General features: G+C 73.2%; 20 protein-coding genes. 9 read left to right on the plus strand and 11 right to left on the minus strand.

The window, feature by feature from the left end; all coding sequences use genetic code 11:
- Positions 1–41 precede the first annotated feature (41 nt).
- Together IH45_RS0107665 and IH45_RS0107670 are read right to left on the minus strand one after the other, a co-directional pair.
- Positions 42–1,565, minus strand: coding sequence for a chitinase (locus tag IH45_RS0107665; RefSeq protein ID WP_030663404.1), 1,524 nt, complete (start codon positions 1,563–1,565; stop codon positions 42–44).
- Between the two features lie 402 nt (positions 1,566–1,967).
- The gene (locus IH45_RS0107670; protein WP_030663407.1) at positions 1,968–2,453 is read right to left on the minus strand and encodes a carboxymuconolactone decarboxylase family protein; all 486 of its coding nucleotides are present in this window, start codon (positions 2,451–2,453) and stop codon (positions 1,968–1,970) included.
- A gap of 199 nt (positions 2,454–2,652) precedes the next feature.
- Here IH45_RS0107670 and IH45_RS0107675 point away from each other — a divergent pair, with 199 nt between their 5' ends.
- Entirely contained in the window at positions 2,653–3,594 is a 942-nt protein-coding gene (locus IH45_RS0107675) for an RNA polymerase sigma-70 factor (RefSeq protein ID WP_030663410.1), read from the plus strand.
- Positions 3,595–3,649: 55 nt separating this feature from the next.
- On the opposite strand, the gene IH45_RS0107680 is transcribed toward IH45_RS0107675, so the two are convergent.
- The 6 genes from IH45_RS0107680 to IH45_RS0107705 form a co-directional block, all read right to left on the minus strand.
- Positions 3,650–4,822 carry a 4-hydroxybenzoate 3-monooxygenase gene (locus tag IH45_RS0107680; protein ID WP_030663413.1) on the minus strand — a complete coding sequence of 391 codons (1,173 nt, stop codon included), beginning with the start codon at positions 4,820–4,822 and terminating at the stop codon, positions 3,650–3,652.
- A gap of 164 nt (positions 4,823–4,986) precedes the next feature.
- The gene (locus IH45_RS0107685) at positions 4,987–5,760 is read right to left on the minus strand and encodes a helix-turn-helix domain-containing protein (RefSeq protein WP_030663415.1); all 774 of its coding nucleotides are present in this window, start codon (positions 5,758–5,760) and stop codon (positions 4,987–4,989) included.
- Between the two features lie 55 nt (positions 5,761–5,815).
- On the minus strand, positions 5,816–8,734 hold the full coding sequence (locus IH45_RS0107690; protein WP_030663417.1) for a M48 family metalloprotease: 2,919 nt from the start codon (positions 8,732–8,734) through the stop codon (positions 5,816–5,818).
- Positions 8,731–9,264 carry a hypothetical protein gene (locus tag IH45_RS1000000149240; RefSeq protein ID WP_063762956.1) on the minus strand — a complete coding sequence of 178 codons (534 nt, stop codon included), beginning with the start codon at positions 9,262–9,264 and terminating at the stop codon, positions 8,731–8,733. The genes IH45_RS0107690 and IH45_RS1000000149240 overlap by 4 nt, the downstream gene beginning before the upstream one ends.
- Positions 9,265–9,342: 78 nt before the next feature.
- Positions 9,343–10,578 (minus strand): MFS transporter, encoded by a 1,236-nt coding sequence (locus IH45_RS0107700; protein ID WP_234440450.1) that lies wholly within the window; start codon positions 10,576–10,578, stop codon positions 9,343–9,345.
- A 44-nt stretch (positions 10,579–10,622) separates the two neighbouring features.
- Complete coding sequence (locus IH45_RS0107705) at positions 10,623–11,570, minus strand: helix-turn-helix domain-containing protein (RefSeq protein ID WP_030663425.1); 948 nt, start codon at positions 11,568–11,570, stop codon at positions 10,623–10,625.
- Positions 11,571–11,691: 121 nt separating this feature from the next.
- Between IH45_RS0107705 and IH45_RS0107710 the strand changes: the two genes are divergently transcribed.
- Complete coding sequence (locus tag IH45_RS0107710) at positions 11,692–13,026, plus strand: cytochrome P450 (protein WP_030663428.1); 1,335 nt, start codon at positions 11,692–11,694, stop codon at positions 13,024–13,026.
- 59 nt (positions 13,027–13,085) lie between these two features.
- Here IH45_RS0107710 and IH45_RS0107715 read toward each other — a convergent pair whose 3' ends face one another.
- From IH45_RS0107715 to IH45_RS0107725, 3 genes are read right to left on the minus strand one after another with little or no spacing between them, the layout of a single operon-like run.
- Positions 13,086–14,066: an ABC transporter substrate-binding protein gene (locus IH45_RS0107715; protein ID WP_030663430.1), complete on the minus strand. Its 981-nt coding sequence runs from the start codon at positions 14,064–14,066 to the stop codon at positions 13,086–13,088.
- A gap of 35 nt (positions 14,067–14,101) precedes the next feature.
- The gene (gene fes / locus IH45_RS0107720) at positions 14,102–15,448 is read right to left on the minus strand and encodes an enterochelin esterase (protein WP_050514625.1); all 1,347 of its coding nucleotides are present in this window, start codon (positions 15,446–15,448) and stop codon (positions 14,102–14,104) included.
- Positions 15,449–15,471: 23 nt separating this feature from the next.
- Positions 15,472–16,632, minus strand: coding sequence for a nucleotide disphospho-sugar-binding domain-containing protein (locus IH45_RS0107725; RefSeq protein ID WP_030663435.1), 1,161 nt, complete (start codon positions 16,630–16,632; stop codon positions 15,472–15,474).
- A gap of 156 nt (positions 16,633–16,788) precedes the next feature.
- On the opposite strand from IH45_RS0107725, the gene IH45_RS0107730 reads away from it, so the two are divergent.
- Genes IH45_RS0107730 through IH45_RS0107760 form a run of 7 tightly spaced genes read left to right on the plus strand, consistent with a single transcriptional unit; the run spans position 16,789 to position 26,167 of the window.
- Positions 16,789–20,442, plus strand: coding sequence for an ABC transporter ATP-binding protein (locus IH45_RS0107730; RefSeq protein ID WP_050514626.1), 3,654 nt, complete (start codon positions 16,789–16,791; stop codon positions 20,440–20,442).
- A gap of 7 nt (positions 20,443–20,449) precedes the next feature.
- On the plus strand, positions 20,450–21,517 hold the full coding sequence (locus tag IH45_RS0107735; RefSeq protein ID WP_030663441.1) for a glucose-1-phosphate thymidylyltransferase: 1,068 nt from the start codon (positions 20,450–20,452) through the stop codon (positions 21,515–21,517).
- 49 nt (positions 21,518–21,566) lie between these two features.
- Positions 21,567–22,565 carry a dTDP-glucose 4,6-dehydratase gene (gene rfbB / locus IH45_RS0107740; protein ID WP_030663444.1) on the plus strand — a complete coding sequence of 333 codons (999 nt, stop codon included), beginning with the start codon at positions 21,567–21,569 and terminating at the stop codon, positions 22,563–22,565.
- A complete protein-coding gene (gene rfbD / locus IH45_RS0107745; protein ID WP_030663446.1) occupies positions 22,562–23,449 on the plus strand; it encodes a dTDP-4-dehydrorhamnose reductase in 888 nt (295 codons plus the stop codon). The genes rfbB and rfbD overlap by 4 nt, the downstream gene beginning before the upstream one ends.
- On the plus strand, positions 23,437–24,039 hold the full coding sequence (locus tag IH45_RS0107750) for a dTDP-4-dehydrorhamnose 3,5-epimerase family protein (protein ID WP_030663449.1): 603 nt from the start codon (positions 23,437–23,439) through the stop codon (positions 24,037–24,039). The genes rfbD and IH45_RS0107750 overlap by 13 nt, the downstream gene beginning before the upstream one ends.
- The gene (locus tag IH45_RS0107755; protein WP_107058587.1) at positions 24,036–25,097 is read left to right on the plus strand and encodes a FecCD family ABC transporter permease; all 1,062 of its coding nucleotides are present in this window, start codon (positions 24,036–24,038) and stop codon (positions 25,095–25,097) included. Before IH45_RS0107750 ends, IH45_RS0107755 begins: the two co-directional genes overlap by 4 nt.
- Entirely contained in the window at positions 25,094–26,167 is a 1,074-nt protein-coding gene (locus tag IH45_RS0107760) for a FecCD family ABC transporter permease (RefSeq protein ID WP_030663455.1), read from the plus strand. The genes IH45_RS0107755 and IH45_RS0107760 overlap by 4 nt, the downstream gene beginning before the upstream one ends.
- Positions 26,168–26,221 lie beyond the last annotated feature (54 nt).

A 26,221-nucleotide genomic window follows, 5' to 3' on the forward strand; every position in this document is an offset into this window, starting at 1 on the left:
TGACGGAGCCGGGCCGCGTTCGTCAGCAGTCGGTACGTACGTCAGCAGGAGCCGATGTCCTGCCAGACGCCCCACTCGCCCGTACTGCCGGGCTCTTCGCCCGTCGTCCACCACTTGGCCTTCCAGGTGTGGCCCTTGTGCGACACCTGCTGGCCGGCGGTGTAGACGGTGCCGGCGGCCCAGGGCGCGGCCGTGCACTGGCCGCCGCTGCCGCCGGTGATGGTCAGGGCGTACGTCGCCGTGTGGCTGCTGGAGGGCCCGGTGCCGGTGACGGTGATGTGGTACGTACCGGACGCCGCCGCGGCGGTCGTGGCGAGGGTCAGGGTGGCGGAGCCGCCCGCCGTGACGGAGTCCGGGCTGAGCGAGGCGGTGACGCCCGCGGGCACGCCGCTGACGGTCAGGTTCACCTTCTGGGCCGCGCCCGCGGTCACCGCGGTCCGCACCGTGGTGGTGGCCGTGGCGCCGGCGGTCACCGACCCGGTGGCGGGTGCCGCCGTCACCGAGAAGTCGTTCTGCGGGGTGGTGGAGCCGCTGGTGAACGGGGCGAAGATTCGGGTGAAGTCCCACGGCTGCTGCTCGATGCCGGAGCAGTTGTCCGAGGCCGGGCCGCCGGGGCAGCCCCCGTTGTCGCGCTGGAGCGCCCAGAACGACAGGGTGTTGATCTTCTTGGCGGTGGCCCAGTCGTAGACCTGACGCGCGTTGGCCAGGGTGAACGTCTCGGCCGGACCGAAGTCGTCGACCCCGGGCATCTCGGTGACGCCGATCATGCCCCAGAGCTGGGCGTCGCTCTTGTCCGGGTAGAGGCGCGCGAGCTGATCGTGCAGGCCCTGGGCGGCGGTTTCGGTGTCGTTCGCCATGTTGTGGGCGGCGTTGTCGTAGTAGTCGAACGTCATCAGGTTGACCACGTCGACGCGGGCGCCGTTGCTCACCGCGTTCTTCAGCAGGGCGATGCCGTTGCCCGCCGGGCCGCGGGTGGTCGTCGGCAGGGTGTAGGAGATCTCCAGCTTCCGGCCGTTGGCCGCCGCCCAGTCCTGGACGAGCTTGATGGCCTTGTTGCGCCGGTCGATGCCCGCGGTGTTGTCCAGCGCGTCGACCTCGATGTCCATGTCGAGCCGGCTGACGTCGTAGGTCGTGACGACCTTCTCGTACGCGGCGGCGATCTGCTGGACGTCGGTGCAGCTGTCGGCGATCTCGGTGCCGGTGGTGTCCGCGGTGTACCCGCCGAACGAGGGGATGACGTCGCCGCCCCTGGCCTGGATGGTCTTGATGTCGTCGCCGAAGGTGGCCGGCGAGATCGGCATGCTGGTGCTGCCGTTCCACAGGGGCGTGCAGGAACCCTTCTGGGCTGTCTGGATGAACGCCATCGTCAGGTGCTTGGCGCCCGACTCGGCGGCCATCGCGGCGGGGCTCTGGCCGGTCCACGCCTCGAAGTAGGGCGCGAAGACATGGGCCGGGAGGGGTGTCGCGGCCGATGCGCCGCCGGCACCGGTCACGGCGAGGCCGAGCGCCGCGACCGCGGTGACGGCGGCGGTGAGTGCCGCACGCAGGGAGGGGATGCGTCTCATGGGTGTTGTGTCCAACCGACGAGGGGGGTGACCACTGGTCCCGTACGGGAGACGGGGCCGGGAAGAAATTCCCGCACGGGCAGGAGCATGTCAATGGTCTGGACCAAGATGGGACTAGACCAATTGACCCGGGTCGCCGCCGGCCGGCCGGGACACGCCCGCGGGACAGGCTTCCCGTCTGCCCGCGGAGGCACCGCCGCGTCATACGCACCGCCTGGACCACGTGTTCCACTCACCGGCCCTCCCCCGGTTCGCTACCTCCGGAGTAATCGACGGTGTACGCCGCGCCGGCCGAAAGTCGCCACCACGCAGCAACACCTCACAGCAATCGCACAGCGAGAACCGCACCCCTACCCGGCCCCGGGGCGACACGCCCCGGGGCCGGTCCGGTTCGCCCCGCCGTCAGTTGGCCGAGGCGGCGAACATGCCGGGCTCGTAGGAGCCTCCCCGCTGGTGCACGATCACGGCGAGCCGGTTGGCCGCGTTGACCATGGCGACCAGAGAGACCAGTGCGGCGATCCGGTCGTCGTCGTAGTGCTCGCGCACCTGGGCCCAGGTCTCGTCGGACACGCCGGTGTGGGCGTCGGCAAGCCGGGTGCCTTCCTCGGCGAGCGCCAGCGCGGCTCGCTCGGCCTCGGTGAACACGGTGGCCTCGCGCCAGACGGCGACCAGGCTGAGCCGGACCGCGGTCTCACCGGCGGCCGCCGCCTCCTTGGCGTGCGCGTCCACGCACCAGCCGCAGCCGTTGATCTGGCTGACGCGCAGCGCCACCAGCTCTTGCGTGGACTTCGGCAGCGTCGACTGCTGGATCAGCAGGCCGGTGTTGGCGAACCGCTTGGTGAACTTGGCGGCGAGCTCGTTCTCGAACAGGTTGAACCGGGCTTCCATGATGTCGTCCTCACTCGTGGCGTCGAACCGAACGCCCACAAGATGCCGACGCGCCGCCCCGTGTGACGGGACGGCCGTGTGACGTGCGCCACTGGACAGGTCACTCCCTGCGCCCCCGTGTCACAAAGCCACGGAACCCGGCGTCTTGTGCGCGTAGAACGTCAAGAGCTGGCGTGAGATGGACAGGCAGGAGCACCCCGTGAAGAGCGAGCACAGCGAACGCGTAGCGAACCCGGCCGGTCGGCCCACCGGTGAGGCGGGCGTGGACCCGGCCACCGAGGCGTTCGTCGCCCACCGCAATCTGCTGTTCACCGTCGCCTACGAGATGCTCGGTTCGGCCGCCGACGCGGAGGACGTCCTGCAGGAGACCTGGCTGCGGTGGACCGGGGTGCAGCTCGACGCGGTACGGGACCGGCGCGCGTACCTGGTGCGGATCACCACCCGCCAGGCGCTGACCCGGCTGCGTACGCTCGGCCGGCGCAAGGAGTCCTACGTCGGCCCCTGGCTGCCCGAGCCGCTGCTCACCACGCCCGACGTGGCCGAGGACGTCGAACTGGCCGACAGCGTCTCGACGGCGATGCTGCTCGTACTGGAGACGCTCGCGCCGACCGAGCGGGCGGTGTTCGTGCTGCGCGAGGTGTTCGCCCTCGGGTACGACGAGATCGCCGAAGCCGTCGGCAAGAGCCCGGCCGCGGTCCGGCAGATCGCCCACCGGGCCCGGTCCCATGTCGCGGCGCGCCGGCCGCGCGGCGCCGTGTCCACGGCCGAGGCCCGGGGCGCTCTGGAGGCGTTCCGACGGGCGGCCGAAACGGGCGATCTCCAGGGCCTGTGCGACCTGCTCGCGCCGGATGTCGTCTTCCTGGGCGACGGCGGCGGGGTCAAGCAGGCCGCCCTGCGGCCCGTCGTCGGGTCCGACAAGGTGGCCCGTCTGCTGGCCACCGGACTGGGCCGTGTCGCCGCCGTGGGGTCGCTGCGGCCCACCCAGGTCAACGGCCACCCGGCCCTGATCCTCCGGCTGGACGACGCGATCGACACCGTCGTGACGGTGCGCATCGACGACGGCCTGATCACCGGCCTCTACGCCGTACGCAACCCCGCGAAGCTCTCGCACATGCACCAGGAGACCGCCCTGCGCCGCTGAGTCCGCCCCGGCGGGCACAGATACCGGCGACCCGGCGTACCGCCCCCGTGCCCGCCTAGTTCACCCCTTCGCTGAGTTCGAAGAAGAGCCGGCTCGCTGCCGGAGACGTGAACTGGCGCTCCAGTTCCGCCCGGGCGATCCGCTTGCGGAACTCTCCTTCGTAGGAGGCGTCGCCGGCGTTGTGCATGACCTCGGTGATCCACGCCGCGTATGCCTGGTAGTTCCAGACGTGGCGCAGGCAGGTCTCCGAGTAGCTGTCCAGCAGGCCCGTGTCGCCCGTACGGGCCTGCTCGATGACGGCGCGCGCGAACACCTCGGCGTCGTGGAGAGCGAGGTGGATTCCCTTGGCGCTCATCGGCGAGACGATGTGCGCCGCGTCTCCGAGCAGGTAGAGCTTGCCGTGGCTCATCGGGTCGTGGACCACGCACCGGAGAGGTACGAGCTGCTTGTCGACGATCGGGCCGGTCGGAACGGTGGTCGCGAAGCGTGCCTCCAGTTCGCTCCAGACACGCTCGTCCGGCCACTGCTCCAAGGGCTCGTCGGCCGGGCATTGCAGGTAGATGCGGCTGGCGTGCGCGCCGCGGGGGAGCATGCCCGCAAGACCACGGGAGTGGATGGCCATACCGGACGGGTTCGCCGGGACCTCGGCCAGGACGCTGAGCCACGAGTAGCGGTACTCCTGGGAGTAGCGGGTGAGGGCGCCGGCCGGGACGGATGCCCTGGTGACACCGCGGTAGCCGTCGCAGCCCGCGATGAAATCGCAGCTCACGGCCAGCGTCGAACCGTCGGCTTGCCGGTGGCGCACGGTGGGGCGTTCGCCTCGGAGGCCCTCCAGCGTGACGTCCGCGGCCTCGAAGCGGAGGTCTCCGCCGCCCTGGAGGAAGGTGTCGGTGAGGTTGCGGACGAGAACCTGCTGCGGGCAGAAGATGCTCTCCCTGGCGTCCTCCCCCAAGTCCATCGGGTGGCGCACGCCGTCGATCCAGAAGCCGCTCTCGATGTCCGGGGAAGCATCCTGCTCCACGACGGCTCCGAGCCCCCACTCGCGGAACATGCGCACCCCGCGGGCGTCGATCGTGCCCGCTCGCTGCCGCTTCTCGACGTACGCGCGGCTGCGCCGCTCCACGATGACGCAGTCGATGCCGTTGCGCAGCAGGAAGTTGCCGAGGGTGAGGCCGGCGACTCCGGCCCCGACGATCACGACGGTGGTGTTCTCCCGTGTTTCAGCCATGTGCTGGTGCGACCTTTCTTGACGGTGGCGATGACCGGACACGTCAGGGCGTGCCGGCCTGCCGCTTCGCGGGCGGCGCGCCGACCACCACTGTCGGCCGGACGACACCACGTCGCCCACCGGTGAATGAACACGGAATACGGAAAAGCCGCCAACTCGGAGGGCTACTGCGTGCCGCCCCGCAGATTCGCCTGATAACGGCCGGGAGTCTGGCCGACGACTTCGGTGAAGGCGTCGATGAAGCTGGAGGGGTTGGACCAGCCGCACTCCACCGCCGTCCCGGTGACCGACCAGCCGTTGGTGAGGTGGACCAGGGCGTGGTGGATCCGCAATGTGGTGCGCCAGCGGTGGAAGCTCATCCCCAACTCGGTGTGGAAGAGCCGGCTCAGGGTGCGCTCGCTCGCGCCCGCGATCCGTCCCAGCTCCACCAGGGTGGCGGCCCGGCCGGGATCGGCGTGGAGCAGATCGGTGACGGCGCGCAGCCGGTCGTCGCGTGGTTCCGGCAGGTGCAGGGACTGTTCGGGCGATTCGGCCAGCTCGTCGATCACCACGGCGAGCAGCCGGTCATGGGCGCCGGGGCGGGCCTCGTCCCGGTCGGTCAGCGCCAGAAGCACCTCGCGCAGCAGGGGGCTCACCGCGAACACGCTCGGTCGTGCCACGAGTTCGCCGCACCGGTCGGCCGGTACGGCGATGAGGCGGGCGTCGGTCCTCCCGTACATCCGGTGGGAGTGGACGAATCCCGGGGGCGTCCAGGTCACCCGGTTGAACGGCGCGACCCAGGTACCGCGCTCGGTCGTGGTGGCCAGGGCGCCGGCGGCCGCGTACACCAGCTGTCCCTGGGCGTGGGAGTGCGGGGTGAGGTGGTAGCCGTGCGGGATCCAGCCACCGCCGCGGGGTTTCGCCGGCCATCGCGGCGGCGGTTGGCGGGTTTCCGGCATCGGGCGTCAGCCTACCGGTCGCTGGGGATGTGCGGTGTCCCCGAGAAGCGCCGCGTCACTTGCCATGGGTGTCGGCTGCCTTGTAAATGCTCCGGTACGCGTTGCCGATGTCACGTATTCCTTTGAGGATCTCGTAGAGGGAGGCATTGAAGAGCCGTTCGCGCTCCGCAGGTGTACGGGGTGGACCGCCCTCGGGCGGGATCGTGACCGCTTGGCAGTTTCCGGCTCCGTGGCGCAGTCGGCTCAGCGCTTCCGACCATGGCTTCTGCAAGTCCGGTACGGGTACGGGGAAATAGCCCTCGGCCTCTTGGGAGCGCTTTCCCAAGGTGCCGCACAGGCGGTTGAACGCCTTCTCGTCCGCACCGACCTTTCCGTTCGCGTTCCGTTTCTTCGCGGCGGTCTTGAGGATTTCGGCGTTCAGGGCCAGAGCCGCGCGGGTGACCTGCTGTGCGTGCACGGCGCCGCCGTTGTTCAGCCAGGACCAGGTTTGCCAGGAACGCAGCTTGGGCGCCTCGGAGTTCGGCGGGGCGCGGTCCGGTTCCTTCGTGCCCGGCCGCTTGTCCGGCTGTTTGCCCGGCTGCTTGGCCGACTCCGTCGATTCCCGGAGGAGCTGGTTCGACATGGCCGAAGACGTCGAGGTGGTCATCACGACAGCGGCCAGGAGCACGGCCGGGACGCCGAGCGTCAGGACCGTACCCGCGCCGAGGAGCGCCGAGCCCCGGCGCAGCGGTACGACCGTCGCCCTGACGGGACCGCCCGCAGCCGCCCGCCGCCCCCGCATCCGTCGCACTGCCCCCGCCGCTCCCACCCCCGCCAGAGCCGCGCAAGCCGAGCCGAGAACGGTGCTGACGAAGGTCAGGAGGATGACCGCGCGACCGACGTTCGAGCCGTTGTCGGTATGCCACTGACAGCGGTCGAACACCGTGTTCACGGGCCCGAGGCAGCCGTCGGACGCGTACAGGAGGAACACTCCCGCGTACGCCGTCAGTTGGGTGACCTGCGCGGCGATCAGTGCCCGGACCAGTTGGTGCCGCCGGGAGAAGGCCGCTACGAGTGCGGCGGTCAGCAGGCAGGCCGCCATCACCGCCACGATCGTCCACCACATATGGACGACGAGGAAGGGACCGGTCCGTTCCTTGGGCGTGCCGGGCCGCTGGAAAGAGAGCATCAGCGATGCCAGGGCCACGCCTGCCCAGGCCATGAGTCCGCCCGCGAGGCCGGCGCCCAGCGTCCACCGCACCCGTGGGCGCGTGCCCGCGCGCTGCATGAGCAGCAGAACCAGCGGTACGAGCCACATCAGGATCGTCGCGGCGCCGGCCGGTGGTTCCCGGTGCAACGGCGTGATCAGCGCCAGTCCCCAGGAGAGGCCCGACAGGTCCATGGTGTAGTCGTGCCAGAAGCCCGGGACGGTCCTGGCGTAGTACTTGGCCAGTCCTCCCCCGCCCATGTCGCCGCCGCCCAGCGCGATACGGCGGCCTCCCAGCTCCCACCACCACAGACCGCTCCACAGCACCGCGGCGGTCACGACCGCGCAGAGCACCGCCGCGGCCCGGCGCTGCACCCGCTTGGGCAGGCCCAGGCACAGGCGCAGGGTCTGCGACCACCACACCGTGGGGACGGCCGCGATGAACAGGAACGCCAGCAGGTACTGCGGCTCCGGCAGGAACCAGTCGACCCGGTAGCGTCCGCTTTCGACCAGCTCGCCCACGAGCAGCCCGCAGCCCAGCCAGAGACCGGCGACCACACCGGAACCGGCGCGCCCGGCCGGGGTGTGCCGCGCCCGTACGACCGGCGCTCCCAGGATGAGACAGATCACCGGAGTCACCAGCGCGACCGCGAGCCACAGGGACGTGCTGCCCGCGCCCAGGAAGGTGAGCGTCCCGAGCGAACTGGCCAGCAGCGCCGCCGAGGCACCGGTCAGGAACATCTCCAGCGGGCCGACCCGGGAGAGGCGGCCGGTGTCGGCGAGGACCCGTCGGCGTTCCGCCCAGCCCGGATGGGTGCGCAGCGGCGTGGTGAGGCGGTACAGCAGGGGTACCACGGAAGCTGTACCGGGCGGGTCGGGCCGGTCCCAGTTCGCGGGGTGGGCGCCCCACTCCACGGCCTGGACGTCGGCGTGGAGTTCGCGCCGCCGCAACAGATCGGCCCGGGCCAGGTGGACCAGTCCAGCCAGCAGCAGGCCGGCGCCGGCGGATGCGAAGATCACGGTCGCGGCGTCGGGCCACCACGGTGAATCGGTGCCGGACAGGGCGAGAACGGTGATCCAGGCGTCCACGGCGAAGGTGGGCAGCAGGGCGAACAGGACGAAGACCCGCCACAGCGCCGTGCTGGCGTAGGCGTAGTCCACGTCGCGGTGGTGCACGTGGGCGAGCTCGTGGAGGACCACGGCGCGGAAGCCCTCGGGGTCGGTGCCGCGCCGGGCCAGCAGGCCCGCGTGCAGGCAGACGGTGTAGCTCCCGGTACGGCCGTAGACGCTGGCCCCGGACGTCATGCGGGCCGGGTCGACACGGAAGCGCAGGGCCGGGCGGATTCCGGTGCGCTCGTGCAGCGCGGCCAGCTCCGCGCCCAGTGTGCCGTCGGCGTCGACCTCGCCGACGGCCACGGTCCGGCGCCGCCGGTCGCGTACCGCCGGCAGGAACCAGTACACCAGCGCGGCCAGGACGAACAGCGCCAGGGTCGCGAGCAGCCCGGGGTAGGGCCCTTCCGCGTGCTCCGCGAGGCACTGCGTCAGGAGCCCGCCGCGCCGCATGGTCGCCTGGAGGTTGTCCAGGTCGCTTCCTGTCGGGTCGAACCCCGCCGCGTACAGGCAGCCCATGGTGCCGCGCAGCTGGGACGCGCCCTGGTCGTTCCGGTCCCGGATGTTCGACACGAGGATGTTGAACATGGGCACGCTCGATGCCGTCACCAGCACCATCAGCAGCGCGAAGCGGGCCCCGGTTCCGGTGAGGCTCCTGGGCGCGGTGACGGACCTCATGCGACGTCGGGCGGCCGGGGGGCGTCCGGGGCAGGGGGTGCGGCGGGGCCGTCGGCGACCGCCGGCTGTTCCCCCTCGCCCGTGGCGATGCGCGCCACGACGCTGTCCGCGAGGGCCTCCGCCTCCCGGAGGCCGATGCCACGCTCGGCCGCCCGCTCCAGGATGTGCCGCCGTACGAGCGCCAGCTCGGCGGGTTCCAGCCCGGCCAGCTCGCGGTCGGGAGCGGCCGGGGCCCGCGTTCCCGTCCGGCGGAGCAGCCGGCGCATTCCCGCGCGGCCGCGCGCCGTCGCGCTCTCCATGGCCGCGTCGACGGTACGGCGGGCCGCCTGGTCGAGAACCAGCCAGACCACGGGGGTGACCAGCGCGGCGAGTTCCGCGTACCCGAAGCCGAGCGGTTCCCGTTTCCGTCCCCGGCCGGTGAGGGTGCGGATGACCCGGTCGTCGTCGAGTTTCCGCAGGCTGTCGACGAGCGGCAGCTCGTGCGCAGCGTGCTCCGCCACCACTTCGCGCACCAGATCACGTACGTACACGGTGAGCAACCCCCGGGACTCAGCAGCCAGTTGTGACCATTGGAGCAGTACTTCGCCACAGGGGAAACAGCCCGGAACTCATTCCCGGGCCGTGGCTCGCGCACCGGCTCGCGCCCGCCGGCCGGTCACGGCTGCCAGCCCGGCGACGGCCGACACCACGACCAGGGCCGTCCGGCTTCCTTCCGTGGCCGCGATCTGCGCGGACATCGCCGCCCCCACCGCCGCCCCGGCCATGTCGAGACCGGAGAGCCAGGACATCGTCTCCGTCACCCGGCCGGGCGGGGCGAGGTCGCCACCGATCGTGCGTACGGCTCCGAACGTGGCGCCGATGGCCAGGCCCGCCAGCGGGCACACCACCATGACGGCCGTCGGCGAAACCCAGGCCGCCGCGGCCAGCGTCCCGGCTCCGAGGGTGAAGACGCCGAGCAGTACGGAGAGTCTGGAGCCCCGCGACAGCAGAGCGGGTAAGGCGCCGAGCAGCAGACTGCCCAGGACGCTGCCGACGGACAGGGCGGCGAGGTACAGCCCGGTGTACGAGGCCGCGCCGTGCTCCGTCGCGTAGACCGGCAGGACGACATCGATGGAGATCACCGCGGCGACGAAGAGTCCGTTGGCCGCCAGCAGGCGGCGCAGGGGCGCGGAAGCCGGAATTCCGGCCCGGTGTCCGGACGGGCGGTCCGCGTCGGTGCGCAACGGCATGAAGGCGGGCAGCAGTACGACGACGCAGGTGGTCAGAGCGGCGATGACCACGAACGGCGCGGTCGCCGACCGGGACGCGCTCAGCCAGCCGGCCAGCACCGGGCCGGTGATGAGCGCGACGCCTGTCATGGCAGAGTCGACGGCCATCGCGGTGGCACGTGTCCGCGCGTCGGTCAGCGGCTGCCAGACCGCACGCATCATGACGGCGACGGGCGGGACGGTGGCTCCCGAGGCCGCGGCGAGGAACAGCACCACAGCGGTGGGCTCGTGCCGGAGCACCGCCAGGACCAGCAAGGTGGTGGCTGTCAGATACCCGGCGAGGCAGCCCAGCAGGACCACCCGCGGAGCATGCCGGTCGACGAGCCGCCCGCGCGCCGGGGCGGTCAGCCCCTGGCCGACCGTCAGGCAGCTCACGGCCAGCCCGGCCGTACCGTAGGAGTGGTTCCGGCCGACGAGCAGCAGCAGGCTCAAGGTCAGCATGCTGCCGGGGAGCTTCGACGCCATGCCGAGCGCCGTGATCGGCCAGAAGCCGGGCACCTTGGCGAGGTCGCGGTAGCCGGCGAGAAGCCGGTGCGGTGGTGTTCCGGGCAGCGGTGTGCGTGAAGCGGTGCGCACGGGTTCTTTCCTTACCGGTGTTCGGGGTGGTGGCGGTCCGGCGGTCAACCGGCCGCTGAGGGCGTATGTGCACGCAGGGCACGCACGCTCCAGTCCAGTGCCGGCGCCAGGCTCTCCGGCGCGGGCCGGCCGTTGAGCACCGCGAGGAGTTGCAGGTACCGGTCCCTGCGCGGGTCGTCCATGCTCTCCAGGTGAGTCGCCAGCCGCCGGCGCAGTCCAGGGTCGTCGGCCCGGCCCACGATGTGCGCATAGTGCGCTGCCAGGGCCGAGATGACCGGCTCCGCCCGGTGCGTACGCGGATCGATGCCGGCGGCCAGCGCCGGTTCGACCAGGCACCGTACGGCCTCCGCGAGGACACGGGGCAGGCCCGTGGTGCCGTCGGGCGCCCGGTCGGTCGCCAGGTCCTGGGCCATTCCCCGCATGCTCGCGCGGAAATCGGCGTCCCGGAACAGGCCCGCCAGCTCCACCCATGCCTGGATCTGCGCCATCGACGGGTCGTCGGGCAGCTCGGGCGTCAGGGAGGACATGACCGCCGTGAACGCGGGGTGGGTGTCCAGCCCGTCGAAGACGGTGTCCAGGAACTCACCGGTCAGGCGCCGGCGCTCGTCTTCGGAGAGCGTGGCCAGCTGGTGCATGAGGTCCAGTTCCTCGGGGGTCGAGCCGCGTTCCGCCGCCGCGATGAGCAGCGACCGCTGCAGGCGCAGCGTCTGGATCTGTACGCCCAGCGCCTCGGCGTGTGTCGCGGCGACCCGGGGCAGGGAGACCTCCTGGTCGAGGATCTGCCGGACGGTCGGCAGGTCGAGTCCGAGTGCGCGCAGGGTCCGTATGAGGGCCAGCCGGGCGACGGCACCGTTGTCGTACAGCCGGTATCCGCCCGGGCTGCGGCCGGCCGGCGTCACGATCCCGGAATCGGAATAGAAGCGGATCGCTTTGACCGTGAGGCCGGTTCGCCGGGCCAGTTCACCGATCGGTATGGAGGTGTCGCCGTTCATGGCCTCATCCTTGTGTCTCCCCCTACGGGAGACACAAGATTCATGTCGGATGAGGGGCGCCCGCCTCGCGTCGGCGGGTGCCCCCGGAGCGGAATCGGCCTGTCGGCTAGGAGGCGTGGTCATGCGTATCCCAGGACCTGAACCCCGGGCGGACGGCGGGGTGGGAGCTGTCGCGGCGGCGGGTGGGCTGCACCGGTATCAGCTGTGGCTGCATGCCGAGTACGGGCCCGTGGTGCGGTTCCAGCTGCCGGGGGCGGAGTCGGCCGTTTCGGTGGCGGATCCGGTGCTGCTGGAGGCCACCGCGCACATCGACAAGCGGCCGGAGCGGCTGTTCGAGTTTCTGGCGCCGCTGTGTGAGGCGGGCAACTTGCAGGTGCTGCCGGCCGAGGAGCACACCCCGTGGCGTCGGGTGCTGCTGTCGGTACTGGCCGGACGGCCTTCGCACGAGCGGCACTTCGGGCGGTTCACCGAGCTGGCGACATCGCTCGCGGACCGGTGGGCCGGGCAGGGCGGACATGAGCCGGTCGCGTTGCAGAAGGATCTGACCGCGCTGTCGTTGCGGATGATCGGCGCGTACGCGTTGGGGGGCGATGCGGCGGATCCGGAGAAGGTCGTCGTGGCCTTCGAGGAGGTGCTGACCGAGTATCTGGGGCGGCTCTATCAGGTGCCCGTGCCGGGTACGGAGGAGGAGCGTGCGCGGCGGGCGGAGCAGGCCCTCGCCTATCTGCGGGCGACCGTCGACCGGATGGTGGCGGCGCACGGCCCGGACAGCGGTAGGGACCGGAGCGATCTGATCGGGGCGCTCGTGGCGGCCGGTGAGAGTCCGGCGCGGATCCGTGACACCGTGTTGGTGACGATGCTGGCCGCGCACCACACGACCGGGGTCGCCGTGTCGTGGACCCTGCATCTGCTGGGGCGCCATCCCGAGGTGGCCGGACGCGTCATCGAGGAGCTGGACCGCGTACTCGGTGACCGTACGGTGCCCGACTACGCCGACCTGCGGCGCCTCACGTATCTGGGCATGGTCCTCAAGGAGGCGATGCGGCTGTTCCCGCCCGGTCCGTACGGTGCGCGGGAGACGACCGGGGCGCTGGTCCTGGGCGACTACGACATTCCGGCCGGGACGGTGATCTTCTACCCGTTCTGGGCCGTCCACCTGAACCCCGATCACTGGCCCGAGCCGGAGAGGTTCGTACCCGAGCGGTTCCTCCCGGACGAGGTGGCCAAGCGGCCGAGGCTGGCGTACATCCCGTTCGGGTTCGGGCCGCGCAGTTGTGAGGGCGCCGCTCTGGCCACGGTCGAGGCCCAGCTGGTCCTGGCCGTGCTGCTCAGGCGCTTGCGGTTCCGGCCCGTGCCGGGGCACGAGGTGACGCCGGTCGAACGGTTCGTGCTGTGGGCGGCCGACGACATCCGGATGTTCGTGAGCCCGCGGGGCGCGGGGGCGGGGAAGCCGTGAGCCCGCGGGGCGCGGGGGCGGGAAAGCCGTGAGTCCGCGGGTCCCCGCCCCCGTACCGCTCAGCTCTTCTTCGCCAGGGCCTTCTCGACGTCCGTGAGGACCGCCGCTGCCGCGAGCGGGCCGCCCGAGCTGTTCCAGGCGGAGCCGTCGATCACCACGACGTGGTGCTTCTCGACGGCCTTGAGCTTGGCGAAGTTCGGTACGGCAGTGGCCTCCTTGAGGGCCTTGTCGCCCGCGGCCCGGTCGCCGAGCGCGCCGACGAAGAGCCAGTCGCCGTCGATGGTGTCCAGACGCTCCAGGCTCACCGGTTCGCTGTGGCCGGAACTCGCGCCCTGCTGGCCCTGAGGCCGCTTGAGGCCGAGGGCGGCGAGGGTGTCGCCGACGTGGCCCTTGCCCTTGCCGACCACCGAGGGCGCGCCGTTCTGCCAGCGGATGACGCTGGTGACCGCACCGGCGTCGGGCCCGAGCCCGTCCTTGACGGTCTTGAGGCGGCTGTCGAAGGTGGTGAGCCACTTCTCACCGTCCGCCTTCTTGCCGAGGGCGTCGGCGGTCGCGGTGAAGGCGTCCCGCCAGGGGGCGTTCAGCTTGGCGGTGAGCACGGTGGGGGCGATGCGGCGGAGCTTGTCCTGTACGCGCTTGGCGCCCACCGTCTCGTCGAGCAGGATCAGGTCCGGGCGCAGGGCGGCGAGCTTGTCCAGGTCGGGTTCGGCGGTGTTGGCGACGATCTCGGCGGACCCGGCCTTGGGGGCGAGGTAGCCGGCCACGCCGGACTGGCCGCGGCCGCTGGTGGCGCCGATCGGCCGGGTGCCGAGGGCGAGCGCGGCGTCGAGGGTGGGCTCGCTGAGCGTGACCACCTTCTCGGGGGCGGCGGGCACCTTCACCTTCTCGCCGTTGGCGTCCGTGACGGTACGGGTGCCGGAGCCACCCGCCTTGCCGTCGGCGCCGTCCTTGCCGCCGTCGGCTCCGTCCCCGCAGCCGGCGAGGGTCAGGGCGCCGGCCAGGGCGACGGCGAGCAGGGCGGCGGGTCGGCGGTAACGCATCGGGGGTGCTCCTTGGGTGTGCGGAAGGGATGGGGTCAGTGGGGTCTGCTGGCCGAGGAGGTGCCGGTGGGTGCCGGTGGGGCTCCCGGCCCGAGGAGGGCGATCAGCCCCTGGGCCAGGGCGATGGACCAGCAGGCATAGTCGTGGCCGCCGTTGAAGTCGGTGCCGGTGACGGTGTGGCCGCTGTCCCGGAGGGATCGGCGCAGGTCACGGGTCTGTTCGAGCATGCCCCACTCGTGGAGCCCGACGTCCAGGTGCAGCCGCAGTCCGCGCGGCGCCCCTTCGGCGTAGCGCCGGGTGATCCACGCCGTCTCCCCGGCCTGCTCGCCCGGCGGGTGCCACCACAGGGAAGCGGACTGGGACAGGACGTTGCCGAAGCGGTGCGGCGCGGCGTACCCGGCGTACAGGGCGGTGAGCCCGCCCAGGCTCTGGCCCGCGACGACCGTCCGCGCCGGGTCCGTACCGACCGGCAGATGTCCGGCGGCCCAGGGCAGCAGTTCCCCGGCGAGGAATTCGACGTACGCCGAGTGGCCGCCGAACTCCCGGGCGCGGGTGGCGTTGTCGACGGCGTGCGGGGCGAGCACCGTCAGCGGCGGGACCGCGCCGTCGGCGATCAGGCCGTCCAGGATGTCTTCCAGGCGCAGCTGGCCGAACCACATGTCGCCGTCGAGGAGGACGAGGGTGTGCCCGTCGGCGCGCCCCGCTTCCGGCACGGCCGGCTCGTACGTCCACACCTCGCGTTCCCCGCCGAGCACCGCGCTGGGCACCCGGTGGAGCCGGACCGTACCGCGCGGCGTGCCGGGCCGCGGAGGGACGGGCCAGGGGCGGGCAGGGGCGTCCGGGAGCTCGAAGACGGAGCCGGGCGGGCCGTGCCAGCGGGTGGCGATGGTGTGGGGGTTGAGGGGGTCGCGGACGCCGGTGGCGGCCAGCCGTCCGAGGTCGCCGGGCGGCCGCCCCTCGGCGTCGGGGGCGATGCGGTACGAGCCGCGGTGGTCGGCGCGCAGGCGGTAGGTCAGGTGCCACACATCCGTACCGGGCAGGTGCCGCATCAGGCTCGTGGTGAGGTCGGTACGGTCCATCAGCCGGTTGACCAGCAGCAGCACCTGACGGGTCGCGGTGTCGCCGCGCCACAGGAAGGTGACGGCGCGGTGCCGGGGGTCGCCGTCGAGCGGTTCGACCAGTGGGGTGCCGGTGGCCGCCGCCTCGGCCCAGAACCGGGCCAGTTCGGCGGCGTGCGCGCGGGGTGAGCCGGCCTCGGCCAGCTCGGTGGCCAGGCGGGTCAGTCGCGGGCTCTCCGCGGTCTCGGCCGGGTGGGGCCGGGGCGTACGGGGTGGTGTGGCCGGGGTTGCCGAGGCGATGGGGACAGCGCTTGCGGTACCCACCGCGCCTTCCGTCACGCGCCCCCTCACGTCGCGCCCTCCGCCATAGCCAGTTCCACCAGCCGGTGCACCGTGTCCGCCGGGCTGGGCATGGCGGCCATTTCCTCGGCCGTCTCGCGGGCGGCGGTGGCCAGTGCCTCGTCCTCCAGGAGGCGCCGGACCAGCTCGCGGCCGGGGCGGTCGGGGCCCGCGAGGGCGGACGGGTCCGGCGGGACCAGGCCGCAGCCGCGGGCCTGGACCGCCGCCGCGTTGGCCGGCCGGTCGGCGCCCTCGCCGAGGACGAGCTGCGGCAGGCCGGAGTCCAGGGCGGTGAGGGTGGTGCCGGCGCCGCCGTGGTGGATGGTGGCGTCGCTGCCGGCGAGCAGCGCGCCGAGCGGGGTCCACTCCACGGGGCGTACGTTCTCGGGCAGCGGGCCGAGCCCGGTCAGGTCGGCGCCGCCGAGCGCGAGGACGAACTCGGCATCGGTGACGCGCGCGGCGTCGATGACCCACTCGATGGGCGAGACGCCGTCCACGACCGGGCGGACCGTGCCGAGGGTGACCGCGATCCGGGGGCGTTTGCGCGCGCCGAAGAGCCAGTGGGGCAGTTCGCCGCCGCCGTTGTACGGGACGTAGCGCAGGTAGCGGCGGTGCGGCTCGGCGGTGACGCTCATGCCGGGCGGGGTCACGTCGAGCCAGGCGGCGACCGGTCCGGGCCCGCCGAGGCCGTGGCGGGCGTACCCGTCGGCGAGCGCGTCGTTCATCATCGCGACGTGCCGGCCGGTGTGGCCGAAGCCGACCGCGTGCAGGACCGAGGGGATGCCGAGCGCGGCGGCCACGAGCTGGCCGGCCACTCCGTTGGGGGTGTGCACGACGAGGTGGGGGCGCCAGTGGCGAGCGATGTCGACCATGGTGTCGGCCATCTCGTCGCTGAAGAAGGAGAAGCCCTTGCCCTTGGGCGGGGTGTTCTTCTCCCCCGGGGCCGGCGGCTTGCCCTGCCGCCCCTTCTCCATGGCGGTGTACAGGGCGTCGGGGTCGATGCCGGGCGCGCAGTCGACGGCCGGCAGTCCGGCCGCGGCAGCGTGGCCGACGGCCCGTCCGCAGGTGGCGACGAGGACCTCGTGGCCCGCGGCGCGGAACGCCTGGGCCAGCGGGACCATCGGGTAGAGCAGCCCGAAGAAGGGCGGCCCGGCGAACAGGACACGCATCGACAACCTGCTTTCCTCCCCGACGGGCCGTCAGGCGGCGCCCGGGGGACGGGTGGTGCGGCAATGTGGCGTGGGACGGCGGGTCACCCGGCGGGTGTGGGGCAGGTCACGTGACCGGGGTGGCGACCCGTACTAAGGTAAGCCTAAGCTAACCACGTGCTCAGCAGATCAACAACGTCCCCCGGCTGGCTGCGCAGGCTCGGTGCCGCGTGCCGCCACCATCCGCGACTGCTCTTCGCGGTCGCCGTGAGTTCCGTGTGCGGTACGGGACTTGAGGCGGTCGGACCGCTTCTGGCCCGGCTCGGTGTCGACGACGCCGTGGCCGGGCACACCGGCCGCATCGGCTGGCTGGCCGCCGCGATGGCGGGCCTGGCCCTGGTCCAGTTCGGCGCCGAGTTCACCCGCCGGTACGCCGCCGGGAAACTCGCCCTCGGCGTCCAGCACCGGCTGCGTACCGAGGTGTTCGACTCCCTCCAGCGGCTGGACGGCGTCAAACAGGACGCGCTGCGCACCGGCCAGGTGGTCTCCCGCGCCAACAGCGACCTGACGCAGGTGCAGATCATGCTCGGGATGCTGCCGATCCCGCTGGGCACCTCGGCCCTCTTCCTCGTCGCCATCGGCGCGATGCTGTGGCTGTGCGCCCCGCTCGCCCTGGTCGCACTGACCGTGGTGCCCGCCACCGCGTGGGCCGCCGCCCGCAGCCGGGCCCGGCTGGTCCCCGCCACCCGCGACGCGCAGGCGGGCGCGGCGCACCTCGCCGAGCAGGTCGAGGAGGCCGTCACCGGCGTCCGGGTGGTCAAGGGCTTCGGCCAGGAGGACCGCGAAGTGGGCCGGCTGGCCCGCGCGGCCCGCAGCCTGTTCGGACGGCGGATGCGGGTGGCCCGCATCCAGGCCGGCGCCACCGCCACGCTCGCGGCGCTGCCCGCGCTCGGCCAGGTCGGTGTCCTCGCGTTTGGCGGCTGGCTGGCGCTGCGCGGCACGATCGGTCCCGGCACCTTCCTCGCCTTCGCCGCCTACCTGGCCCTGCTGGCCGGACCGGCCCGGCTGTTCGCGAGCTTCCTGGTCACCGCCCAGCAGGCGCGCGCCGCCGCCGAGCGGGTCTACGAACTCATCGACGCCCGGCCCGACATCACCGAACCGTCCGCCCCGGTCGCCCTGCCCGACGGGCCGGCCGGCCTGGAACTGCGCGACGTCCGCTTCGGGTACGCGCCCAGCGACCCGGTGCTCGACGGCCTGTCCCTGACCGTACGGCCCGGGGAAACCCTGGCGCTGGTCGGCCCGTCTGGCTCCGGCAAGTCCACCGTCTCGCTGCTGCTCCCCCGCTTCTACGACCCGCAGAGCGGCTCCGTACACGTCGGCCCGCCCGGCGCGGCCCCCGACGTACGCGACCTGTCGCTCACGGACCTCCGCTCCACCCTCGGCGTGGTCTTCGAAGAACCCTTCCTGTTCTCCTGCTCGGTCCGCGACAACATCGCCTACGGCCGGCCGGACGCCACCGATGCGCAGGTCAGGGCGGCTGCCGAGGCCGCCGAGGCACACGAGTTCATCGAGGCGCTGCCGGACGGCTACGCCACCGCGGTCGGCGAGCGCGGCCTGACCCTGTCCGGCGGGCAGCGGCAGCGCCTGGTGCTGGCCCGCGCCCTGCTGGCCGACCCGCGGGTGCTGATCCTGGACGACGCGACCTCCGCCGTGGACGCCGGTACGGAGGCCGCCATCCACCGCACCCTGCGCGCCGTCACCGGCGACCGTACGACCCTGCTGATCGCACACCGCCGCTCCACCCTCCAGCTCGCCGACCGCATCGCCGTCCTCGACGAGGGCCGCGTGGTGGACACCGGCACCCAGGAGGAGCTGACCGAGCGCTGCGCACTGTTCCGCGAGCTGCTGGCCGGGCCCGGCGACTCCCTCGACGTACGGGTCACCGCCGCCCCGGACGCCACCGACCGGGGCGTCACCCCGGAGCTGTGGCCGGAGCCCCCGGCCGGTGCGGCCCCGGACGCCGCGGCGGACGAGACCGCCGAGGACCCGCGCCTGGACGAGGCCCGGCTGCGCGCCCCCGACCCCGACGCCCGCTTCCGGCGGCTGCTCGCGCCCGTACGCGCCGCCCTGCTGCTCGGCCTGCTGCTCGTCGTCGCCGACTCCCTCGCCTCCCTCGCGCTGCCCCTGCTCGTACGGCACGGTCTGGACGCCGGGGTCGGCGCGGGCGACGGCGCCGTGCTCGCCGCCACCGCCCTGATCGCGCTGCTCGTCGTCGCGGCCGGCTGGGGCGTGCTGACCTGTCAGGCGCGTGTCACCCGGCGGGCCGGGGAGCGGGTGCTGTACGGACTGCGGGTGAAGACCTTCGCCCATCTCCAGCGACTCGGGCTGGACTTCTACGAGCGGGAACGCGGCGGCCAGATCATGACCGCCATGGTCAACGACATCGACGCGCTCTCCGCCTTCCTCCAGACCCATCTGCTGACCTCCGTCGCCGCCCTGGCCACGCTGTGCGGCGCCGTCGTGGCGATGCTCGCCGTCGACCTGCCGCTGGCCCTGACCGCGCTCGCCCTCGTCCCGCTGATCGCGGTGGCCACCGCTGTCTTCTGGCGGCTGTCATCGGCGGCGTACACCGACGCGCGCAAGCGCATCGGCGAGGTCAACTCCAGCCTCCAGGAGAACGTCTCGGGGCTGCGTGTGGCCCAGGCGCAGACCCGCGAGAGTGAGACGGCCGAGGCGTTCGGCAAGCTCTCCGAGAACTACCGCGCCGCCCGGCTGCGGGCCCAGCGCTACGCCGCCGTGTACTTCCCGTGCGTCAACCTCACCGCCGAACTCGCCAAGGCCGCCGTACTGCTGACCGGTGCGTACCGCGTCGCGGACGGCGCCCTCAGCCCCGGCGTCCTGGTCGCGTTCACGCTCTTCCTCGGCATGTTCTTCTCCCCGATCCAGCAGCTGTCGCTCGCCTTCGACAGCTACCAGCAGGCCTCGGTCGGCCTGCGCCGCACCCTGGCCCTGCTGCGCGTGACGCCTTCCGTACGGCCCGCCGCCGCGCCGGAGCCCGTACCGGACCGGCTGCGCGGCGCGATCGAGCTGCACGAGGTCACCCACCGCTACCCGGGTGCCGAGCGGCCCTCGCTGGACCGGGTCAGCCTGCGGGTCGCGCCAGGCGAGACGGTCGCGCTGGTCGGTGCCACCGGGGCCGGCAAGTCCACCGTTGTCAAGCTCCTCGCCCGCTTCTACGACGCCACCGACGGCCGGGTCCTGGTCGACGGCACGGACGTCCGCGCCTACGACCCGCCCGCCTACCGGCAGCGGCTCGGCGTCGTCCCCCAGGAAGCCCACCTGTTCACCGGCGACATCGCCGACAACGTCCGCTACGGCCGCCCGGAGGCCACCGACCGCGAGGTCGAGGAGGCCGTACGGGCGGTGGGCGCGCTGCCCGCGGTGGCCGCCCAGCCGTACGGCTTCCGCCAGCCCGTCGGCGAGCGCGGCCAGCACCTGTCGGCCGGACAGCGCCAGCTGATCGCGCTGGCCCGCGCCCACCTCGTGGACCCCGGGCTGCTGCTCCTCGACGAGGCCACCGCCGCCCTCGACCCGGCCACCGAGCGCGCGGTGCTCGACGCCGGGGACCGCCTGGCCACAGGGCGTACCACCGTCCTGGTCGCGCACCGCCTGGCCACCGCCGCCCGGGCCGGCCGGATCGTCGTGCTGGACGGCGGGCGGATCGCCGAGGAAGGCACCCACCAGCAGCTCCTCGCCGCCGGCGGCCCGTACGCCCGGTTGTGGCACCACCACTCGTCCGCCGAACCCGCGCCCCTCACCCCCCAAGGATGACCCGCTCATGAAGGCACTTGTCCTCTCCGGAGGCACCGGCAGCAGACTGCGCCCCATCACCCACACCGCCGCGAAGCAGCTCGTCCCCGTCGCCAACAAGCCGGTGCTCTTCTACGGCATCGAATCCCTGGTCGCGGCCGGTGTCACCGACATCGGCATCATCGTCGGGGACACCGCCGCGGAGATCCGCGCGGCCGTGGGCGACGGCTCCCGCTTCGGGGCCCGCGTCACCTACCTCCCCCAGGAGCAGCCCCTCGGCCTCGCGCACGCCGTCCTGATCGCCCGCGACTGGCTCGGCGACGACGACTTCGTGATGTACCTCGGCGACAACTTCGTGGTCGGCGGCATCACCGAACTGGTCGCGGAGTTCCGGCAGTCGCGCCCGGAGGCGAGCATCCTGCTCACCAAGGTCGCCGATCCCAGCGCCTTCGGCGTCGCCGAACTCGGCCCCGAGGGGGGCGTGCTGCGCCTGGAGGAGAAGCCGCGCGAGCCGCGCAGCGACCTGGCCCTGGTCGGTGTCTACCTGTTCACGCCCGCCGTGCACGAGGCCGTACGGGCCATCCGGCCCTCGGCCCGCGGCGAGCTGGAGATCACCGACGCCCTCCAGTGGCTGGTCGACGCCGGGCGCACCGTGCGGTCCACCGTCATCTCCGGCTACTGGAAGGACACCGGCAACGTCACCGACATGCTGGAGGTCAACCGCACCGTGCTGGAGGGCCTGCCGTCCGCCGTCCTGGGCGAGGTGGACGGCGACAGCGAACTGGTCGGCCGGGTCCGCATCGAGGCCGGGGCCAGCGTCGTACGGTCCCGGATCGTGGGCCCGGCGGTCATCGGCGCGGGCAGTGTCGTCCGCGACTCCTACATCGGCCCGTCCACCTCCGTCGCCGACGGCTGTGTGATCAGCGGCAGCGAGGTGGAGTTCTCCATCGTCCTGGACGACTCCCGGATCGAGAACGCCGGCCGGATCGAGGGTTCGCTCATCGGCCGGATGGTCCGCATGAGCGGCGCCGCCCGCGCGCCCCGCGCGCACCGCCTGGTGCTCGGCGACCACAGCCAGGTGCAGATAGCGCCCTGACCCGCGCGTCCACACACCCCCGTCCCCCCTTCCTTCTTGGACTGACGCCTTGAGAATCCTCGTCACCGGCGGAGCCGGCTTCATCGGCTCCCACTTCGTCCGCACCCTGCTCGGCCCCGAAGCCTCCGAGGGCCCCGGCAGCGGGCCGTACGTCACCGTCCTGGACGCGCTGACCTACGCCGGGAACCGCGCCAGTCTCGCCCCCGTGGAGGGCGACCCGCGGTTCTCCTTCGTCCACGGCGACATCCGCGACCGGCCGCTGGTGGACTCCCTGCTGGCCGGGCATGACGCGGTGGTGCACTTCGCCGCGGAGTCGCATGTGGACCGGTCCATCGAAGGCGGCACCGAATTCGCCGCCACCAACGTCCTGGGGACGCAGATCCTCCTGGAGTCCGCCGTCCGGCACCGCATCGCCCGCTTCGTGCACGTCTCCACCGACGAGGTGTACGGCTCGATCACGGACGGCTCCTGGACCGAGGACGAGCCCCTGGCCCCCAACTCGCCGTACGCCGCATCCAAGGCCGGCTCCGACCTCCTCGCCCTGGCCCACCACCGTACGCACGGCCTGGACCTGTCGGTGACCCGCTGCTCCAACAACTACGGCCCCTACCAGCACCCCGAGAAGGTCATCCCGCTGTTCACCACCCGGCTGCTGACGGGCGGGCGCGTGCCGCTGTACGGCGACGGGCTGCACGTCCGCGACTGGCTGCACGTCGACGACCACTGCCGGGCGCTGCGCCTGGTCCTGGAAGGCGGCCGGCCCGGCGAGGTCTACAACATCGGCGGCGGCACCGAACTGAGCAACCGGGAACTCACCGAACGGCTGCTGACCGCCTGCGACGCCGGCTGGGACCGGGTCGAGCACGTCACCGACCGCAAGGGCCACGACCGGCGCTACTCGGTGGACTGGACGAAGATCCGCACCGAGCTGGGCTATGTCCCGCGGCACTCCTTCGAGGACGGGCTCGCCGAGACCGTCGCCTGGTATCGCGACCACACCGACTGGTGGGCCCCCGCGGCCCCGGTCCTGGGAGGTGCGGCCCGGTGAACCGCTGGCTGATCACCGGCGCGAGCGGGATGCTCGGCCGCGAGGTGTGCCGTCTGCTGGCCGCCGAGGGCGAGTGCGTGCTCCCGCTGGACCGCGGGTCCCTGGACCTGACCGACACCCGCGCCGTGGAGTTCACCCTGCGGCGGGCCCGGCCGACCGTGGTCGTCAACTGCGCCGCCTATACGGACGTGGACGCGGCCGAGACCCACGAGCAGCAGGCGTGGCGGGTCAACGCCGACGCGGTGCGCGGGCTGGCGCTCGCCTGCGCCCGCCGCGGTGCCCGGCTGCTGCACGTGTCCACCGACTACGTCTTCGCGGGCGACGCCACCACGCCGTACGCGGAGGACGCGCCGACCGGCCCGCGCACCGCGTACGGCCGCAGCAAGCTGGCCGGCGAGCGCGCCGTGCTGACCGCGCTGCCGCACACCGGCACGGTCGTGCGCACCGCCTGGCTGTACGGCGCGCACGGCCGCAATTTCGTGCGGACCATGGCCGACCGCGCGCTCCGGGGCGCCACCGTCAACGTCGTCAACGACCAGACGGGGCAGCCCACACCGGCCCGCGACGTGGCCGAACGGCTGCTCGCCCTGGGGCGCGGGCCCGTCCGCCCGGGCGTCTTCCACGCCACCGCAGGCGGGCTGACCACCTGGTACGACCTGGCCCGCGACGTCTACCGGCTGGCGGGCGCCGACCCGGACCGCGTCCGGCCCACCGGCAGCGCCGCCCTGGACCGTCCCGCCCGCCGCCCCGCCTGGAGCGTGCTGGGTCACGACCGCTGGGCCGCCGCCGGGCTGCCCGCGCCCCGGCACTGGCGCGTCGCGCTCGCCGACGAGTTCGCCGCGGTGACCGCCACGCTGGAAGGAGCCGTATCGTGCGCCCGCTGAGCATCGAGGGAGCCTGGGTCCGGGAAGCGCGCGTCCACCGGGACGACCGGGGCTCCTTCCACGAGTGGTTCACCCGGCCGGAGTTCAGCGGCGCGACCGGCCTCGCCCCGGTGCTGGCGCAGGCCAACTGCTCCGTCTCGCGCCGCGGTGTGCTGCGCGGCGTGCACTTCAGCGAGGTGCCGCCCGGCCAGGCCAAGTACGTCACCTGCGTACGCGGTGCCGTACTGGACGTGGTGGTGGACCTGCGGACCGGCTCCCCCACCTACCGCGCATGGGAGGCCGTGCCGCTGGACGGGGACGGGGCGAGCGCGGTGTACCTGTCCGAAGGGCTCGGGCACGCCTTCATGGCCCTGAGCGACGACGCCACCGTGGTGTACCTGTGCTCCACCGGCTACCAGCCGCAGCGCGAACACGGAGTCCATCCGCTGGACCCGGACCTGGCCATCGACTGGCCGACCGGTGCCGGCCCGGTGCTGTCCGCGAAGGACGCCGCCGCGCCGACGCTGGCGGAGGCCGAGCGGCTGGGACTGCTGCCCTCGTACGAGGAGTGTGTGCGCCACCGGACCGCCCGGGAAGGCAGCGCCGCGTGACGACGACCGCGACCGCGCCGCGCACCACCCCGCCCGTCCCGCCCGCCCTGGCCGCGCCGCCCGCCGGGCGCCGGGCGGTGCGGGCCGGCGGGCTGCTGCTGGGCCTGGCGCTGCTGGCCGCCGTGGTGCTGGCGAGCATCGCCGTGGGCGCCAAGGCCATCCCCCTCGACCAGGTGTGGCACGGCCTGTTCGGGTGGACCGGCACCGCCGACGACCGGATCGTGCGGGAGCTGCGGCTGCCGCGTACGGCGCTGGGTGTCGCGGCGGGCGCCGCGCTCGGGCTGGCCGGCGCCGTGATGCAGACCCTCACCCGCAACCCGCTGGCCGACCCCGGGCTCCTCGGCGTGAACGCGGGCGCCTCGGCCGCCGTGGTCACCGCGATCAGCGTGCTGGGCGTCACCTCGTTCACCGGCTACCTGTGGTTCGCGCTGGCGGGCGCCGGTGTGGCGGCCGTCCTGGTCAACGCGCTCGGCGGCAGCCGGGCGGCCACCCCCGTACGCCTGGCCCTGGCGGGCACCGCCGTCAACGCCGCCCTCTTCGGCTACGTCAACGGGCTGCAACTGACCGACCTGGGCGCGCTGGAGACCATGCGGCACTGGTCCGTCGGCACGCTCGCGGGCCGACGCGGCGACCTGCTGCTGACCGCGCTGCCGTTCCTGCTCGCGGGCGCCGTCCTGGCACTGGCGGTGGCCCGCCCGCTGAACGCCATGGCCCTGGGCGAGGACACCGCCCGGTCCCTGGGCGCGCGGCTGGGCCGGACCCGGGTGCTGTCCATCGTGGCCATCACCCTGCTGTGCGGCGCCGCCACCGCCGTCTGCGGTCCGATCGGTTTCGTCGGCCTGATGATCCCGCACGCGGTCCGCGCCTTCTGCGGTCCGGACACCCGGTGGCTGTTCCCGTACTGCGCCGTCTTCGCGCCGGTCCTGCTGCTGGGCTCCGACATCGTGGGCCGGGTGCTGGCCCCGCCGACCGAGATCGAGGTCGGGGTGGTCACCGCGTTCTGCGGCGGCCTGGTGTTCATCCATCTCGTCCGGCGGCGCAAGGTGGCCCAGCTGTGAACGTCGTCCGTACCCCCGCCGTACGCCGTACCGCACCCCATCCCACCGTGCTGCGCACCCGTGGCGGGCTGTCCCTGCGGCTGGGCCGCCGCGCCTTGCTGGTCTGCGGGCTCCTGGCACTGACCGGCGCCGTCGTGGCCGTCCTGTCCCTGGGCATGGGCAGTTACCGCCTCACCCCCGCCGAAGTCCTCGCCACCCTCTTCGGCGACGGCCCGCCCGGCGCCGACTTCGTCGTGACGGACCTGCGGCTGCCCCGGGTGCTGGACGGCCTGCTGGCCGGCTTCGCCATGGGCATGAGCGGCGCGGTCTTCCAGTCGCTGGCCCGCAATCCGCTCGGCAGCCCCGACGTCATCGGCTTCGGCAGCGGCGCGTCGGCCGGTGCCCTGGTCTCCGTGATCCTCCTGGAGGCCGGGACCGCGCAGATCGCCCTCGGCGCGGTGCTCGGCGGCCTGGCCACCGCCGCCGCCGTCTACCTGCTGGCCTGGCGGCGCGGCGTGCACGGCTACCGGCTGGTGCTCGTCGGCATCGGCGGCTCGGCGGTCCTCGGCTCGCTGACCAGCTATCTGTACGTACGGGCCGACCTCGGCAAGGCCGCCGAGGCGGCCACCTGGATGATCGGCAGCCTCAACGGACGCGGCTGGTCCGACGTGGGCGTGGCCGCGCTCGGCGTGGCCGCCCTGACGCCCGCCGTACTGGCCATGACCCGTCGGCTCACCCTCCTGGAAATGGGCGACGACACGGCGGCGGCACTCGGCGTGGCCCCCGAACGCAGCCGCCTGGCCCTCCTCGCCACCGGCACCGGCCTGACGGCCCTCGCCGTCGCCGCCGCCGGTCCCATTCCCTTCGTCGCCCTCGCCGCCCCCCAACTGGCCCGCCGCCTCACCCGCTCCCCCGGCCCCAACGTCCTGCCCGCGGCGTGGATGGGCGCGGTCCTGGTCACCCTCGCCGACTGGACGGCCCAACGCGTCTCCGGCACGGGCATCCTGCCGGTGGGCGTGATCACCGGAGTGGGCGGGGGCGCGTACCTGGCCTGGCTGCTGTTCCTGGAGCGGAGGGCGGGGAAGCTGTGACGCGCGGGATGGCCGGAAAGGGGAGCGGTGCTCCGGCGCGGGCGGTGCGAAGGT

This window comes from Streptomyces rimosus subsp. rimosus, from assembly GCF_000720725.1.
GTDB lineage: Bacteria > Actinomycetota > Actinomycetes > Streptomycetales > Streptomycetaceae > Streptomyces > Streptomyces rimosus_A.